The organism is Mycobacterium palustre, from assembly GCF_002101785.1.
Lineage (GTDB): Bacteria > Actinomycetota > Actinomycetes > Mycobacteriales > Mycobacteriaceae > Mycobacterium > Mycobacterium palustre.
This window is the reverse complement of record NZ_LQPJ01000102.1, coordinates 106708-122495: the sequence shown is the minus strand read 5'-3', so window position 1 is coordinate 122495 and position 15788 is coordinate 106708. Positions and strand designations below refer to the sequence as shown.

The following is a 15788-nucleotide window of genomic DNA, read 5'->3' as shown; positions in this document are numbered from 1 at the left end:
CTGTCATGACCAACCACTACTCCATGTACATCGACGGCAAGTGGGTCGATGGCGACGAGGTGTACGAGATCCGCAGCCCCGCAACCGAAGAGCTGGTGGCCACGGTCGCCAAGGGCACCACCGAACACGTCGATGCTGCCGTTGCCGCGGCCAAAGGCACCTTCGAACAGGGCATCTGGCGACGCACACCGCCGAAAGAGCGCGCAGCGTTGATCAACACCGTCGCAGAACGGCTGGCCGCTCGAACCGACGAGCTCGCTGCCCTGCAGAGCCGGGAGAACGGCGCCACCATCCGCATCACGGGCGCGCTGCACGTCGGATTATCGGTGGGCCAACTGCAGTACTTGGCCGCCATCGTGGATCAATATGAATGGGAGACAACGGGTCCCGCGATCGAGCCGGTGCCGGCCGCTGGAATCGTCGTGCGCGAACCGATTGGGGTCGTGGCCGCGATTGTGCCGTGGAACATCCCACTACTGACCGCCGTGTGGAAGGTCGGGCCCGCTTTGGCCGCCGGAAATTCAGTAGTGCTCAAGCCCGACGAGCACGCGCCCGTGCTTCCGCTGGAATTGGCGCGCGAATTCGAGGCCGCAGGGCTGCCTCCTGGGGTGCTCAATGTCGTCACCGGCGACGGCGAACCGGTGGGAGCTTACCTCTCGGGCCATCCGGACGTGCGCAAGGTCGCATTCACCGGCTCGACCGCGGTCGGCAAGAGCATTCTGCGGCAGTCGGCCGACTCCATCCGGCGGGTGACCCTCGAACTCGGCGGCAAAGGCGCCAATGTCATCCTCGACGATGCCGACATCGACATGGCCGTCGACGGCGCGCTATTCGCGTGCATGGCCAACAACGGGGAAGCGTGCGAGGCAGGCACCCGGCTGCTGATTCCGGCGAGCCGCCGCGATGAAATCGTCGGCAAGCTCGTCGAGCGGGCCGCCACGCTACGGCTCGGCGATCCGCTGGCCGCGACAACCCACGTCGGGCCCATCATTTCAGCGACTCAGCGCGACCGGATCCTGGACTACTTCCGCATCGGGCTCGAAGAGGGTGCGACGATCGCCCTCGGTGGCCGAGCGCCGTCGGGCCCCGAGTTCAACAAGGGCTATTGGATCGAGCCGACGATCTTTGTCGACGTCACCAACGATATGCGCATCGCGCGCGACGAGGTGTTCGGGCCCGTGCTGGTGGTGCTGACCTATGACTCCGTCGACGAGGCGGTCAAGATCGCCAACGACACCAATTACGGCCTGTCCGCCGGCATTTGGGGTAGCGAGGAACGGGCCCTAGAGGTGGCCAGGCGCCTCGATGCGGGCATGGTATGGGTGAACAACTGGCACGTCATTCACCCCGCGTACCCGTTCGGCGGCTTCAAGGAAAGCGGGTTGGGCCGCGAGGGCGGTCCGCACTCGATCGACGAGTACGTCGAGGAAAAGTTCATCTCGCTGGACCGTTCCGGGGGGATTGAGAACAAGGCCTTCGCCATCGTCATCGATCCTGCGCAGACGCGAAACTGAGGCATGGCACCACTTTCGTCCAACAGAGTTCGGAGATGACCATGTGCGACGTTGACATCGACCTGACCCAGAGTCGGCCGCTGCGGCTCGGGATCGCGCTGAGCGATGGGATCCACTGGGATAGCGATGCCGCGGCCGAGCGCATCCGCGGCGTTGACCTGGCCGACATCGCGCGCAAGTCGGTAAATCGCCGGCGCGACCAACCCGATGTCGATGTCGTCGCCGACATCGACATCGTCATCGCCGCCGAGGCGCGCACCGCGCGCGCGATGCTCGACGCCAGCTTCGACGAAACAAGAGAGCGCACCTTGCTTTACGTCGGCACCCCGTCAGGGCTGGCGTCGCTCATCACCGATATCCACGCGCTCGGCATCGTCGACGGCGCTGTCCTGATTCCGCGGACAACCCAAGCAGCGATCCTCATCCGCGACGCCGTTCTGCCCCTCCTGCAAACCAGCCTGCAGCTACCCGCGCCGGGCCGGGAGGCACGCCCGGCTTGAACGCGTGACCGTTCTAGCCAGCGTTACCGAAAAAGCCGCTTGACTCGATAGCGACCAGCGTGCGCATCACCAACGCTGTTGTGGTCCGGTCGATTTCGTCGACCGCCCCACTGAGCCCCCGCACCACCGAGACCCTGGGATGGCATCCAAATCGGCGGCAATGTCGGCGAGTTGCGTTGCGCCACTATCGCCGAGCCGTGCCCTCACGACATCTACGAGAAGTGACCTCAGCGATCTTTGAGCACCCAAGCGATGGCCTGCGCCCGATTCACCGCGCCATACTTCCGCAAAATGTGCTTGACGTGCGATTTCACCGTGCCCTCGGTGATGACCAAACGATCGGCGATGTCCTGATTGGTCGCTCCGGTCGCCATTAGCTCGAACACCTCGGCCTCGCGCTCGGTGAGTTCCACGCCGCAGGGTCCAGCACCGGGTTCGCGGTCCTCGGCCATCCGCGCAGACTCCACCCCAGACTCGCACAGCTCATCGATCCGGTCCACGGCCCCGAAAAAAAGTTCGCGCACATTGTCACGCTGGACGCGCAAGCGCTCGAGCAGCACCGCTCTCTCGTAGATGTGGCTGAAGCCGTCAGCGAATGCCCATAGAACGTCGCGATCTGACTCGTCGACCCTCCGGGGCAAGGGATGGTGATCGGTGTGCAGGAACCCGATGACGTCTTCGCCGAGTACCAGCGGCGCCACGACGTATGAGCGAGACTGTCCCGCCGCCACGATCAGTGGACGATATACCGGGGCGTTGGACGTGTCATAGACGAGTGAGGGGCGTCGCCGCGACAGCATCTGTGCTTCTGGAGCCGTTTTTGTCAACGGGACTCGCTGATTGATCCATTCGCTGAACCAGGACGTTGTCGTACTACCACCGCGGTCATGCAAGATCAGAGGTTTCCAACTACGGTTCTCGACCTTCGACAGCACCGCCCGGTGAAAACCGCAGCGCAACACCAACTCCTCGCAGACATTGTCGACAAGAGCCGTCGCACTAGGCATCCCGCGCAGCCGGGCCAATCCGGCGGCGCAGTCGGCTAGCCGTTCCCCACGCATTGCGGTGTCGTGCAGATACCAGTCCATGGCCAGCTGCTGCAAATGCAGGATCAGGTCGCAGAGCCGCCGGGCGCCGACAACATCGCTATCGGGATTGCTGCGGAGCCGCTTGATGCACGCATGGGTTAGCGTGGAAATCGTCTCTGCGGCGCGCCAGGGCACCTCCCACTCGACGGCGGGCAGGCTCAGTTCGGCACCGAGCGTCGCCTGGGTCCGCGCGCTGGCCGCCCGCAGCCGGTCGACCAGCTCGATCTCTCTGGACCACCACTCGGTCTTTGATCGTGTCGAGCTGTAACGAGTCGCGTCACTGGCCAGTGAAATGCTCATCGCGGCCGCCGTTCGTCCAGTCGGGTCTCGCGTAGATAGCAGGCGATGGCGGCGGCGCGGTTACCGGCGCCGAGCTTGTGCAGGATGTGTTTGACGTGAGATTTGACGGTGCTTTCGGCGACCGTCAACCGGTCGGCCAGTTGAGCGTTGGTAGCGCCGCTGGCTAGGAGTCCTAGTACTTCGCGCTCGCGCGCGGTCAACCGAGCTAGCCGATTCGACTCACGTACCTCACCGCGGTCCCAAACCGGTGTTGATGCCGGGCGGCTGGGCATCGATTGCCTCGGTGACTCCGTCGCCAGCGCCGGTGGCTGCTCACATTGCGCCAGTGCGCGAACCGCCGCGTCGCACACCTCGGCAACGCTGCGCCGCTGACGCTCGGCACGTTCCTGCAGAACGGCCCGCTCGTAAGCCACGCCGACACCGTCGGCGAACATCCGGAGGAGTTCACGGTCGACCTCCGCGACCGGCGCTGCGCTTACCCGCCGGTCGGCGTGCAACAATCCCATGACCGTCGACATGGCCACCAGGGGGGCCACCACGTAGTCTCGGCTGCCGGTGCGCCGTATGAGGGATGCATGCGCTCGCGGCTCGTGGGGTGCGTCGTTGACCAACGCCGGAAGCCGTCGGCGCACCACCTCTGCTTCCACCAACGGGGAGGCCAACGGTATCTCCAGCTTTTCGAGATCCTCGTCGATCTCCAAAGTTACTTCCCCGCCGGGAGTCCGGACGTAGAGCGCTTGGGGCAACCACATCGACCCGCGAACCGCGGACAGCATCACCCAGTCGAAGGCGCCGCTGGCACATAGCTGATACGGGGCCGTCCCGATCAAACGATCCTTGGCGGTCTCAGCGCGCGTTCGATGCAGGGCGTCGAGCACCGCGCTCAGCGCGCCGCCGGAGCGGTCGGTGGATTCTTGCACCGACGTCCAGTGCGCGACGGTGACCTCGGCACTTTGGTCGACCTTGTGAGACGAGCCGAGGGTGTCGGGCGAGACACCTGTGGCGATAGGGCGACTCCTTCGGGCTACCGAGCCAATGCGGCCCGCGAATAACTTATTGCCACATCATTGGTGAGCTGCGTCACCTTTGTCAACTGCGGCTCACCCTGGAAATCTCCCGCTTTGTCTGCGAATAACGAGCACACCGACGGATGCAGTTGACACGGGTCCAGTACAGTTAGTTATTCTTGATTCACTAACTGTTCCAGTCAGTGAAGGCGACCGTTGGCTATCCCCCGACCATGGCGAGACCGGCTTGCGATACCCGCCTTCGCGGCCCCGATGACCGCCGTATCCGGGCCGGACTTAGTCGTCGCCGCCTGTCAGGTGGGTGTGATCGGCGCCTTTCCGACCCACAATGCGCCAAGCACTGAAGCGCTCGATGACTGGCTGGACAAGGTCAGCCGACAGCTGACGCCCACCTGCGCGCCGGTGGCGGCCAATCTGGTTGTCCACCGCAGCAACCGGCGACTGACCGCCGACCTTGAGTGCCTGCAACGACACGGAGTGGAACTGGTTATCACCAGCGTCGGTACACCAGACCGAGTCGTGGGACCCCTGCACGACGCCGGCGCGCAGGTATACGCCGACGTTGCCAGCATGAGCCACGCGCGACGTGCACTGGCGGCCGGAGTCGACGGGCTCGTTCTCCTCACCGCGGGCGCTGGGGGACAAACCGGGTGGGCCAATCCGTTCGCTTTCGTTCGTGCCGTGCGCGAGCACTACGCCGGCCCGTTGGTGCTCGCTGGCGGAATCACGGACGGCCGGTCGATCCTGGCAGCCGAGATGCTGGGGGCCGATTTGGTCTATTTGGGAACGCGGTTCATCGCCACACCCGAGAGCATGGCCGACGACGAGTACCGGGCGGCGCTGATCGCCTCATCGCTGGATGACGTGCGGCTGTCCAGCCGCATCGGCGGCGTCCCCGCCAGCCTGCTCGCTAGCTGGCTCGACCAAGCCGATCGAACCAATCGCGAAAGTGCGCTGCCCTCAGCAGGATTCGACCAGAACCGCTTGCTGTCTAACAGCACCGCCTGGAGCGCCGGTCACAGCGTGTCCGGTGTCGCCGCCATAACGCCCGTCGCCGACCTCGTCGCCACGCTCGTCAGCCAATATGCGCAAGCCCGCAAAGACCTGGAACGGCTAGTGACCAGTGGATAGCTCGGGCCCCCGTCACCTACTACTCGTGGATCGTCTCCGTCACCAATTAGAGGTGACTACCGGGATTCCGTTCTCGGGCTCCGCCCGATCTCTTTTAATGTTTCGTCGTTCACTCTGCGGCTGCGGGCTTACCGACTGCTGCCGGGACAAGGGGTTTTCATGCCGGTTTTGAGCACCCAGGTCGACACCTCGTCCGCGACCTATCTGGCCAACCTGCAAGTGCAGAAAGCGGCGGTAGCGGCGCTCAACGAGCAACTCCGGCTGGCCGCGGCCGGTGGCGGTCCCCGCTATGTCCAGCGCCATCACGAGCGCGGGCGGCTCTTGGCCCGCGAACGAATCGAACTTCTGGTGGACCGCGACGCACCGTTTATGGAACTGTCCGCGCTGGCCGCCTGGGGCACCGAATTCAACGTCGGCGCCGCGATCGTTACCGGAATCGGCGTGGTTTGCGGCACAGAGTGCGTCATCATCGCCCACGACCCCACCGTGCGCGGCGGCACGATGAACCCCTACACCCTGCGAAAGAACTTGCGGGCGCTGGAAATCGCGCGGGTCAACCGCCTTCCGGTGGTATACCTCGTCGAGTCCGGCGGCGCGGACCTGCCCACCCAATCGGAGCTCTTCGTGCACGCGGGCAAGATTTTTCACGATCTGACCGAGCTTTCGTCGATGGGCATCCCCAGCATTGCGCTGGTTTTCGGCAACTCCACCGCAGGTGGCGCCTACGTGCCGGGCATGTGCGACTACGCCGTCCTTGTCGACAAGCAAGCCAAGGTATTCCTCGGTGGGCCTCCCCTGGTCAAGATGGCCACCGGCGAAGACGCCGATGAGGAGGAACTTGGCGGCGCAGATATGCACACCCGTATTTCCGGGCTCGGCGACTACTTCGCCGTCGATGAGGTCGACGCGATCCGCATCGGGCGAGACGTCGTCGCGCACCTCAACTGGCGGAAACTCGGTCCCGGAGCCACGTTGCCCGCCGACGAGCCGCTGTACGACGCAGAGGAACTGCTCGGCATTGCCTCCGCCGACCCACGAATCCCGTTCGACCCGCGCGAGGTGATCGCGCGCATCGTTGACGGCTCGCGATTCTCCGAATACAAGCCGCGCTGGGGCACCAGCATCGCCACCGGCTGGGCATCCATCCACGGATTTCCAGTCGGGATACTGGCCAATACTCGCGGCGTCTTATTCTCCGAGGAGTCCAAGAAGGCAACGGAATTCATCCTGTTGGCCAACCAAACCGATACCCCGCTGATCTTCTTGCAGAACGTCACCGGCTACATGGTGGGCACCGAGTACGAACAGCTCGGCATCATCAAGGACGGCGCCAAGATGATCAACGCCGTCACCAACAGCACCGTTCCACACATCACCATCAATATGGGCGGGTCGTTCGGCGCCGGCAACTACGGCATGTCCGGGCGTGCCTATGACCCCCGCTTTATGTTCAGCTGGGTCAACGCCAAACTCGCCGTGATGGGAGCCGCCCAGCTCGCGGGAGTCTTGTCGATTGTCGGACAGGCCTCGGCAAAGGCAGCCGGACGGGAGTTCGACCACGAAGCCGACGCCAGACGTACCGCCGAGATCGAAGCGCAGATCGAGCGAGAATCGCACTCGTTCTTCATCTCCGCCCGCGTCTATGACGACGGTGTGATAGACCCGCGCGATACCCGCTCCGTGCTTGGTGTGGCCTTATCGGCCGCCCATTCCAACGTCGTCGAGGGACGCCGCGGCTTCGGCGTGTTCAGGATGTGACGAAAGTGATCGGCAAGCTACTAATCGCAAACCGCGGCGAGATCGCCGCCCGTATCATCCGCACCGCACGCGAGATGGACATCGCGACCGTCGCGCTGTACTCCGACGCCGACCGCGATGCCCCATATGTGAGGGCTGCCGACGAGTCCGTTCACCTGGCCGGCACCGCACCGGCCGACACCTATCTGCGTGCTGATCTGGTACTGGCGGCCGCAGCCCGCACGGCCGCCGACGCAGTGCACCCGGGATACGGATTCCTCTCGGAGAACGCCGATTTCGCGTCCGCATGTGCTGACGCGGGGGTGGTGTTCGTCGGGCCCAGCCCCGCAGCGATCCGCGCAATGGGCTCCAAGATCGCCGCCAAAGAGCTGATGGCATCAGCCGGAGTGCCGGTCCTTCCGGGCGCGACGGTGGAAAGCGACGTCGATCTCGACACCGAGCGACTTTCCGCCGCTGCCAACGCTGTCGGCTATCCGATCCTGGTCAAAGCCGCCTACGGCGGCGGCGGTCGTGGCATGCGGATTGTGGCCGGCGCGGACAGCCTGCTCGAGGCGGTGGCCAGTGCGCGCCGCGAAGCCGCGTTGGCATTCGGCGACGGCACCGTTTTCCTCGAGAAATTCGTGCAGTCGCCGCGCCACATCGAGGTGCAGATCTTTGGAGATAGCCACGGCACCGTCGTCCACCTCGGTGAGCGCGAATGCTCCATCCAACGCCGCTACCAAAAGATCATCGAAGAGGCGCCGTCGACGGCGGTCGACGCCGCACTGCGAGAGGAGTTAGGCCGAGCGGCCGTTGCGGCGGGCAAAGCTCTTGCCTATGAGGGCGCAGGCACGGTCGAGTTCGTCATGGCGCCCGACGGGCAGTTCTACTTCCTGGAGGTCAATACCCGGCTGCAGGTCGAGCACCCTGTCACCGAAATGGTCACCGGTATCGACTTGGTACGCGCCCAACTTCTGGTGGCTGCCGGCCAGCCGCTGCCGAACGACATGCTGAATGCCTCCGCGCATGGCCACGCGGTCGAGGTCCGGCTTTACGCCGAAAACGTTGCGGCGGGCTTCGTTCCGGCATCAGGGACGCTGAAGACCCTGGAGTTCCCAGACCTGCCCGGCATTAGGGTCGACGCCGGATTCGAGTCCGGCTCGGTGGTCAGCACCTTCTATGATCCTATGCTGGCCAAGGTCATCGGCTTCGGGCACACCCGCGACGAGGCCTGCGCTCGGCTGGCGCGGGCGTTGGCCGAAACCCGTCTGCACGGTGTGGCGACCAACCGGGACCTGTTGATCGGCATTCTGCGCGAGCCTGAGTTCCGCGCGGGCAATATCGATACCGGCTATTTGGAGCGCCATCAACCGGCCACACTGATCCCGGCCGGCTCAGACAGTGTCGCAGTCCACGCGCTGGTGGCCGCGCTGGCCGGCCAGGCGGAGCGCCGCGCCGCCGCTGTGGTGCTGCCCGGACTGCCGTCGGGATTTCGCACGCTGGTCAGCGCCGACCAGCGGGTGAGCTTCACCTGGGGTGACAGCACGATCGACGTGGCCTACCGCTTCGACCGCGGCGACCTCGTCGCGTCCGTGGGCGGGACCGATATCGCGATTCGGCTGATCGAGGCATCCGGTCGGTTGGTCGACGCCGAGATCGACGGAATCCGAAGGCGCTTCAACGTGGTTCGGGACGGATTGGACTACTTCGTCGACAGCGCGCTGGGTTCGACCGCCCTCCGTGAGATCGAACGATTCCCTGATCCAGCGAAAATAACCGAAGCCGGCTCGCTGGTCGCCCCGATGCCCGGCGCTGTGGTGCGCATCGAGGTCATCCAGGGCAGTCGGGTGGCAGCCGGAACCCCGATCATCGTGCTCGAGGCGATGAAGATGGAGCATACCGTGCGCGCGCCGGCCGACGGGGTCGTCGCCTCGATCGCGGTCGCCGCCGGAGATCAAGTGGAATCCGGTCAAATACTGGCCGTAGTCAGTGCGGATGAATCGAAATGAGCTTCCGGGAGGGGCGCTGATGGGTCTCGATTATCCGGGCCTGCTGGCAGACCTGCGTCACGAATCGGAACAGCTCGTCTCGTGCTTGAGCGGGCTTAGCGCCACGCAGTGGAATTTGGCCACACCGGCGGCCGGATGGAACATCCAGGACCAAGTTTCACACCTTGCCTTCTTCGACGACATCGCCCGGCTCGCCCTCTCCGATCCTGAGCGCTTCCGACGGAAAGCCGACGATCTCATGGCGGGCGGGATGAACTTTCCCGATCGCATTGCGGCTGAATACCGGACGAAGACTTCGAAGGAAATACTCGAGTGGTTTGTCGAGGCTCGCCCCCAGTTGCTGACAGCCTTCGCCGGAAACGATCCCGCGAGAAGGTTGCCGTGGTTCGGTCCGGACATGAGCGTGGCATCCTCGGCCACCGCACGCCTGATGGAAACGTGGGCCCACGGCCAAGACGTGTACGACACGCTTGCCATGCCCCACCCACCGAGTCCCGGCCTGCGCAACATCGCTCACCTCGGGGTCGCGACTTTCGCCTTCGCCCACAGCATCCATGGCATCGACGTACCCGACCAACGCGTCCGGATCGAGCTCTACTCCCCGGAGGGCGAGGTGTGGCCCTGGGGGCCGGATAACTCGGATAACCGAATCGAAGGTCCCGCTCAGGATTTCGTTCTCACCGTCACCCAGCGCCGGCACTGGACGGAAACAGCGCTCACGGTGCGGGGCGCTGTCGCAAAGCGCTGGCTGGACATCGCGCAGGCGTTCGCCGGTGCGCCCAGCCGTCGCACCGTGCCGAGATGACGCAATCTCGTTCGCACCCGGCAACCCATCGGCGCCCGTCCGTGCCCGCCTGTGCGCACTGAACACCGCGACCCCCGAAAGCTGGTTGGCTGATGGACTTCACCGACGCCCCTGAACATCACGATCTGCGCAAGGCCGTTGCCGCGGTCACCGGCAAATACGGTCCCGACTACTTCGCCGAACGGGCGACCGCCGGGGAACCCACCACCGAGCTGTGGCATGACCTGGGCCGCCACGGCTTCATCGGCATCAACTTCCCCGCCCGGTACGGAGGCGGAGATGCCGGGATGGCCGAATTGGCGATCGTCTGCGAAGAAACCGCCGCCCACGGATGTCCCCTGCTGCTGTTATTGGTATCCAGCGCCATCTGCGGTGAGCTGCTGGCGCGCCACGGCAGCGAAGAACAGCGCCGAGAATGGCTGCCGCGCATGGCGTCCGGGGAGACGAAGGTCGTCTTCGCGATCACCGAACCCAACGCCGGCTCGAACACCAGGCAGGTCAGCACCACCGCCGTCCGTGACGATGGGGACTATCTGCTCAACGGCACCAAGTACTACATCTCCGGCGTCGACGAGGCCGACGCGCTGATCGTCGTGACCCGGACCGCTCCCGAACGGCTGTCGTTGTTTATCGTGCCCACGGATACACCGGGACTGATCAAACACCGTCTGCCAGTGGGTATCAGCGTTCCGGAAAAACAGTTCACCCTGCATTTCGACAACGTCCGGCTGCCATCTTCGAATTTGGTCGGTACCGAGCACGAGGGCTTCCGCCAGGTATTCGACGGACTCAACCCAGAACGGATCACCGGCGCCGCGGTGTGTATTGGCATCGGGCGCTACGCGGTGGGGCGCGGTGCCGACTACGCCCGCAAGCGAACCGTGTGGGGGCCGCCGATCGGGGCTTATCAGGCGATTGCACACCCGCTGGCCCAAGCCAAGATCAACGTGGAACTGGCCGCGATGATGACCGCGAAGGCCGCCTGGCTCTTCGACCAGCAGCATCCCGCGGGCGAAGCATCCAACATGGCGAAGTATGCGGCGGCGGAAGCAGCTATCGAAGCGGTGGATCACGTCATCCAATTGCACGGCGGCAACGGGCTTTCGGCGGAGTACGGATTGCTGCCGTATTGGGGCCTCGCCCGCTTGTTGCGAATTGCGCCGGTGAGCCGGGAGATGATCCTCAACTACGTGGCGCTACACACACTTGCGCTGCCGCGCTCTTATTAGGGCTTGAACATGAGACTTACTCTGCAGTCACGTTATCGGGGCGTGCGGCCGCCTACGAGTCATGCTGAACTCGTGGCTGCAGCGGAGGAATGGCACCGTTGACGCTGACGGACGTCACAGTGTCTCGGGACCTCAGGTCGCCGACGGCTGGTATGGGCCGAGCTTCCGAAAACCGCTGGAGCGCACGTGCGAACGGGTCGACATCGTCCGGCAAGTCGGGGCGCGGGCGCCGAAAATGGCCAGCGGCGGCACGATCGTTGATGATCCACTCGTCGCGACGCGCGACCAACGTTTGTATTGCCGCCACCGATTACGGCAGCGCTTCAAGACTATGTTTCGTACCGGTGGCTTGGCGGACCAGTTCTGCGCCGTAATCGTTGCCGTTGGGAGTACGAACGATTATGTGGATGTGGAATCGCTCGGGTTCGGTGTTCGCCAGATAAATCCCCGCGTGGTGGTCGAACTCGATGAAGATCACCGGGCTCTGGATTCGGAAATAGAACGGCTCGGGAGCACGGGTGCCGCCAATCCAACAAAACCACGTCTCGTCGAGGTGACGGCGCACCTCCTCCAGCCGCGCAGCGCGCGGTCCGTCAGGCTGATAGGACAGGAACGACTCGACCAGTTTCACGAGCGAATCCTGCTGCTGTGCGGTGCATCGGCTCATCGGCAAGCCCTCGTACGGTATTACCCGGTTATTCTGGAAGGCTCCACCTAAGTGGAGCTCGTCTCCCGGTACAACCCGTCCCGCCGGCATATTCGGATCGCGCGTGCTCCGATAAAGTATGGCTTGCTCGGCAAGCTCGGCCGGCAGCGACTCCATGAACGCCACCCCAGCCTGCTCTTGTTCGGAAAAGATAACGGTCCCGGCGTACTCCCCCTCATCGATCTCGTTCGGTTCGGCCCCGAAAAAGATTGGCGTCAACACCTGTTGGTTACCGATGAAAAGACAGTTGAGGCACAGGTGGTGCCCGTAGAAGTTCCACCCCCAGGGAGCTTCGGTCGAAGGCTCCCCGAAAAGGTTGATGTTGTAACTGTTTTCGTTCATGATCTTCGGCAGGCCGACGAGGTCGCCGAGGAACTTATTTGTCCGCATGATGTTGCGAATCAGGCCGTAGCCCTTTTCACTCAGGCTCGCCTCGATGACGGCAAGCGCCAGCTCGCGGATGGCGGGATCTTGCTCCTCCAGCCGAAGCCCGTAGCGGTTGATATAGAACTCTGGGTTGAACCACGCGCGCCACACTCTGCTGTCAAGAGGGTGGTTCAGCTGATCGCGGGCTTGCGGCGATAACTTGTTGAGCAGGTCATTGGCCGCACTCACCGCCTGCGCCACCGGTGCTCCTTCGTCAGCGCCCGGTTCGAACAGCCCCGGAATGACCGATCCGTCGCTGGTAACACCGCGGAAGCTGCCCTCACGAAAAGCTTTTTGCCAGCCCCGTAGTACGTCGCCGATGAATGGAGCGTCGAACGCCGCGTCGGTGAAGCTGACAGCGTCGAGGTGACCAAGCCCCGCCACTCGGGGGTGGTCCGGGGGGAGCAAATGATTACGGAAGTCGGCCGTCATCTTGTGTGGTGTGTCCTTCCAGGCGAGGTGGAATCTCGGCGAATGTATGCCTTCTCGGTGCAAGACGAGCCTTGCCCGCGGGGTTGGGCAGCGGCTGACAGCGTAACTGCAGGTTGGCGCGACGGATGGCGAGCTGGCCAGCTGATTCCACACCGTGTGGCGTCAGTTGCGTCGTATTCGTCGGGGTCCATGTCAAGCTCTGATACGTGTCTGAAGTACTGCAGGCAAGGGGAACGGGTTTGGTTCACGACCCTACATTAGTGATCGCTAATATTGCAATGTCGTCCACGTCCGGCCGGAGGCGGTTGCTGCAGCCGGTCTCGCCCTCGCGCGACATGATCCGGCCACCGAAGGCGGCGACGGGCGACCACCCGATGAAGGATAAGCCGCCACAAACATTCGTTGCGACGTGCCGGAGTTGTCAAGGAGCGTCGCCGAGACCGAGCAGTTCAATGCTGCGTTTACGCATCTCGATTTTGCGAACCTTGCCAGTGACGGTCATAGGAAACTCGTCGGTGACATATACATAACGGGGAATCTTGAAGTGCGCCAGTTTGCCGGTGGCGAAAGCCCGAACGGCATCGGCGCTCAGCGGCGGGCGGCCGGGCTTCATTCGGATCCAAGCGCAGACTTCTTCCCCGTATGTATCGTCCGGCACGCCGATCACCTGGGCGTCCGCGATGTCCGGGTGTGTGTACAGGAACTCTTCAATCTCCCGCGGATAGATGTTCTCTCCGCCCCGAATCACCATGTCCTTTATGCGACCGACGACAAGGCAGTAGCCGTCCTCCCGCATGACGGCCAGGTCGCCGGTGTGCATCCACCCGTCCGCATCGATCACCTCGCGGGTCTTGGCCTCGTCTTCCCAATAGCCCAGCATCACCGAGTATCCGCGCGTGCAAAACTCGCCCGCCTGTCCGCGTTCGGCAATCACGCCGGTTCCGGGGTCGACGATTTTAACCTCGACATGCGGGTGAGCACGCCCGATTGTCGTTGTCCGCCTTTCGAGATCGTCGTCGATAAGCGTCTGGCACGAGACGGGCGACGTTTCGGTCATGCCGTAGGCGATCGCAACGTCGGCCATGTGCATCTCGTTCATGCAGCGTCTCATCACCTCGACCGGGCAGGTGGAACCCGCCATGATCCCGGTGCGTAGGAACGAAAAACTGTGCTGCGCGAAATCGGGGTGCGCCAGCATCGAGATGAACATCGTCGGGACACCGTAGACCGCCGTGCAGCGCTCCTTCTCAACGACTTCCAAGGTCGTCCCGGCGTCGAAACCGGGCGCCGGTATCACCATGGTCGCGCCGTGCGTCGTGCATCCAAGATTGCCCATCACCATGCCGAAGCAGTGGTAAAACGGCACGGGAATGCACAGCCGATCATCCGGGCCTAGCTTGATCAGCTCCGTCACGAAATAGCCGTTGTTCAGGATGTTGCGATGCGAAAGGGTCGCGCCTTTGGGGAAACCCGTTGTCCCCGACGTATATTGGATATTTACCGGCTCGTGTGGCCGCAGACCGGCCATCCGGTCACGCAAATCGCCATCGGAGATGCTCCGACCTGCCGTGAGCAGGCCCTGCCAGTCGCCCGTGTCCAGGAAAACCACATGGCGCAATGACGGCAGCTCGTCGAGCACCTCGTCGAGCATCTCTGCATAGTTGGATGTCTTGAAAGCCGACGCGCTGATCAAGGTGCCGACGCCAGCCTGATTGAGCACGTATCGAAGTTCATGGGTGCGATAGGCGGGATTGACGTTAACCAGGATGGCGCCGATCTTGGCGGCCGCATACTGCGCGATCGTCCACTCTGCGCAGTTCGGCGCCCAGACACCAACTCGATCGCCTTTTGCCACGCCCAAGGCCATCAGACCCTTTCCTGCGGCGTCCACTTCGGCATTGAACTCGCGGTAGGTCCATCGCCGCCCACCCGGGACATCAACCAGCGCTTCGTTGTCCGGGTACGCCGAGACGATGCGTTCGAGGTTCGCGCCGATGGTCTCTTCGAGCAAGGGCACGTCGGTGGGACCCGCATCGTAGGACTTCATCGAGCCACCGGGCGGCCGTGGAGATAGCCCGTGACCGCCGCGTCGCGGCGCATTTGCCGGGCCCGAGACCAACCGACTTCAAACGGCGCGCTCATAGCGGTGCTCCCTCGCTGCCTAGAGCCGGCTGCCATGGCAGAAGAAGCCGGCCCACTTGAACTAAGGATTGACCATGACTATATAACCGTGTCCCATTACTATATTCTTGGGCGGCGGCCGCTGCCGCATCACTGCGGTCGCCAAGACAATCGACGCGCCGGAACCACACCATCCACCCGCCCCGTACCAACGCCGAAAGGGAACCTCGTGAGCTGTAACGCCGTTGGATTCTGGACCATCAAAATGACCACGCCGATGGGGGCTCAGGAGGGAACGCTCCGCATTGAGGAGAGCGACGACGGCATCGGTGGCGTCATCACCGTGCCCCCGCTTGGCGACATGCCCCTGCGCGATGTACAAGCCGATGGGAACGACATCGCATGGAGCGTGAAACTCAAGGCGCCGTGGTTTATGACCGGGAAGTGCACCGCCAAGGTCGACGGTGACAGCATCCGCGGGCAGATGTCGAGCAGGCTCGGCACCGGAGAGATCGAGGGCACCCGAACTTCGGCCGGGTGAGCCGCGACCGGTCCGGCGGTGCAATGACATCGGCTTCTCTCGGTGTCGACGCACAACGCGCGCAAGTACTCGCCGAGCCCCTTGGCCCAGTCTTCGAAACCGCCGCCACCACCCTCGCTATGCCATTCGGCGACAAACGACAATCGCGGTGTCGAGGCCTTGATGTCAGCGTACTCGAAGCGGTGAACGTCCCGAACTTCGACACTGGCCAGATCGGTGTC

Annotated in this window: 12 protein-coding genes; 8 read left to right on the top strand and 4 right to left on the bottom strand. The window is 63.7% G+C overall.

Annotated features, from left to right (window positions below; translation table 11 throughout):
• Positions 1-5: 5 nt before the first annotated feature.
• Both AWC19_RS14325 and AWC19_RS14320 read left to right on the top strand, forming a co-directional pair.
• The gene (locus AWC19_RS14325) at positions 6-1514 is read left to right on the top strand and encodes an aldehyde dehydrogenase family protein (protein ID WP_085078719.1); all 1509 of its coding nucleotides are present in this window, start codon (positions 6-8) and stop codon (positions 1512-1514) included.
• Between the two features lie 35 nt (positions 1515-1549).
• A complete protein-coding gene (locus AWC19_RS14320) occupies positions 1550-2014 on the top strand; it encodes a hypothetical protein (RefSeq protein WP_085078718.1) in 465 nt (154 codons plus the stop codon).
• 227 nt (positions 2015-2241) lie between these two features.
• On the opposite strand, the gene AWC19_RS14315 is transcribed toward AWC19_RS14320, so the two are convergent.
• Together AWC19_RS14315 and AWC19_RS14310 are read right to left on the bottom strand one after the other, a co-directional pair.
• A complete protein-coding gene (locus AWC19_RS14315; RefSeq protein WP_085078717.1) occupies positions 2242-3402 on the bottom strand; it encodes a LuxR C-terminal-related transcriptional regulator in 1161 nt (386 codons plus the stop codon).
• Positions 3399-4322, bottom strand: coding sequence for a helix-turn-helix transcriptional regulator (locus AWC19_RS14310; protein WP_085078716.1), 924 nt, complete (start codon positions 4320-4322; stop codon positions 3399-3401). The genes AWC19_RS14315 and AWC19_RS14310 overlap by 4 nt, the downstream gene beginning before the upstream one ends.
• A 360-nt stretch (positions 4323-4682) precedes the next feature.
• Here AWC19_RS14310 and AWC19_RS14305 point away from each other — a divergent pair, with 360 nt between their 5' ends.
• The 5 genes from AWC19_RS14305 (at position 4683) to AWC19_RS14285 (ending at position 11341) form a co-directional block, all read left to right on the top strand.
• Positions 4683-5561: an NAD(P)H-dependent flavin oxidoreductase gene (locus AWC19_RS14305; protein ID WP_085078715.1), complete on the top strand. Its 879-nt coding sequence runs from the start codon at positions 4683-4685 to the stop codon at positions 5559-5561.
• Positions 5562-5720: 159 nt separating this feature from the next.
• Positions 5721-7319: an acyl-CoA carboxylase subunit beta gene (locus AWC19_RS14300; RefSeq protein WP_085078714.1), complete on the top strand. Its 1599-nt coding sequence runs from the start codon at positions 5721-5723 to the stop codon at positions 7317-7319.
• 5 nt (positions 7320-7324) lie between these two features.
• Positions 7325-9307 (top strand): acetyl/propionyl/methylcrotonyl-CoA carboxylase subunit alpha, encoded by a 1983-nt coding sequence (locus tag AWC19_RS14295; RefSeq protein ID WP_169718115.1) that lies wholly within the window; start codon positions 7325-7327, stop codon positions 9305-9307.
• 19 nt (positions 9308-9326) lie between these two features.
• Positions 9327-10112, top strand: a complete 786-nt coding sequence (locus AWC19_RS14290) for a TIGR03084 family metal-binding protein (RefSeq protein WP_085078712.1) — start codon at positions 9327-9329, stop codon at positions 10110-10112.
• 92 nt (positions 10113-10204) lie between these two features.
• On the top strand, positions 10205-11341 hold the full coding sequence (locus tag AWC19_RS14285; RefSeq protein WP_085078711.1) for an acyl-CoA dehydrogenase family protein: 1137 nt from the start codon (positions 10205-10207) through the stop codon (positions 11339-11341).
• A gap of 310 nt (positions 11342-11651) precedes the next feature.
• Here AWC19_RS14285 and AWC19_RS14280 read toward each other — a convergent pair whose 3' ends face one another.
• Positions 11652-12905 carry a DUF3500 domain-containing protein gene (locus AWC19_RS14280; protein ID WP_085078710.1) on the bottom strand — a complete coding sequence of 418 codons (1254 nt, stop codon included), beginning with the start codon at positions 12903-12905 and terminating at the stop codon, positions 11652-11654.
• Positions 12906-13326: 421 nt separating this feature from the next.
• A complete protein-coding gene (locus tag AWC19_RS14275) occupies positions 13327-14952 on the bottom strand; it encodes an AMP-binding protein (protein WP_085078709.1) in 1626 nt (541 codons plus the stop codon).
• A gap of 303 nt (positions 14953-15255) precedes the next feature.
• On the opposite strand from AWC19_RS14275, the gene AWC19_RS14270 reads away from it, so the two are divergent.
• On the top strand, positions 15256-15567 hold the full coding sequence (locus tag AWC19_RS14270; protein ID WP_142281173.1) for a hypothetical protein: 312 nt from the start codon (positions 15256-15258) through the stop codon (positions 15565-15567).
• The last annotated feature ends 221 nt before the right edge of the window (positions 15568-15788 follow it).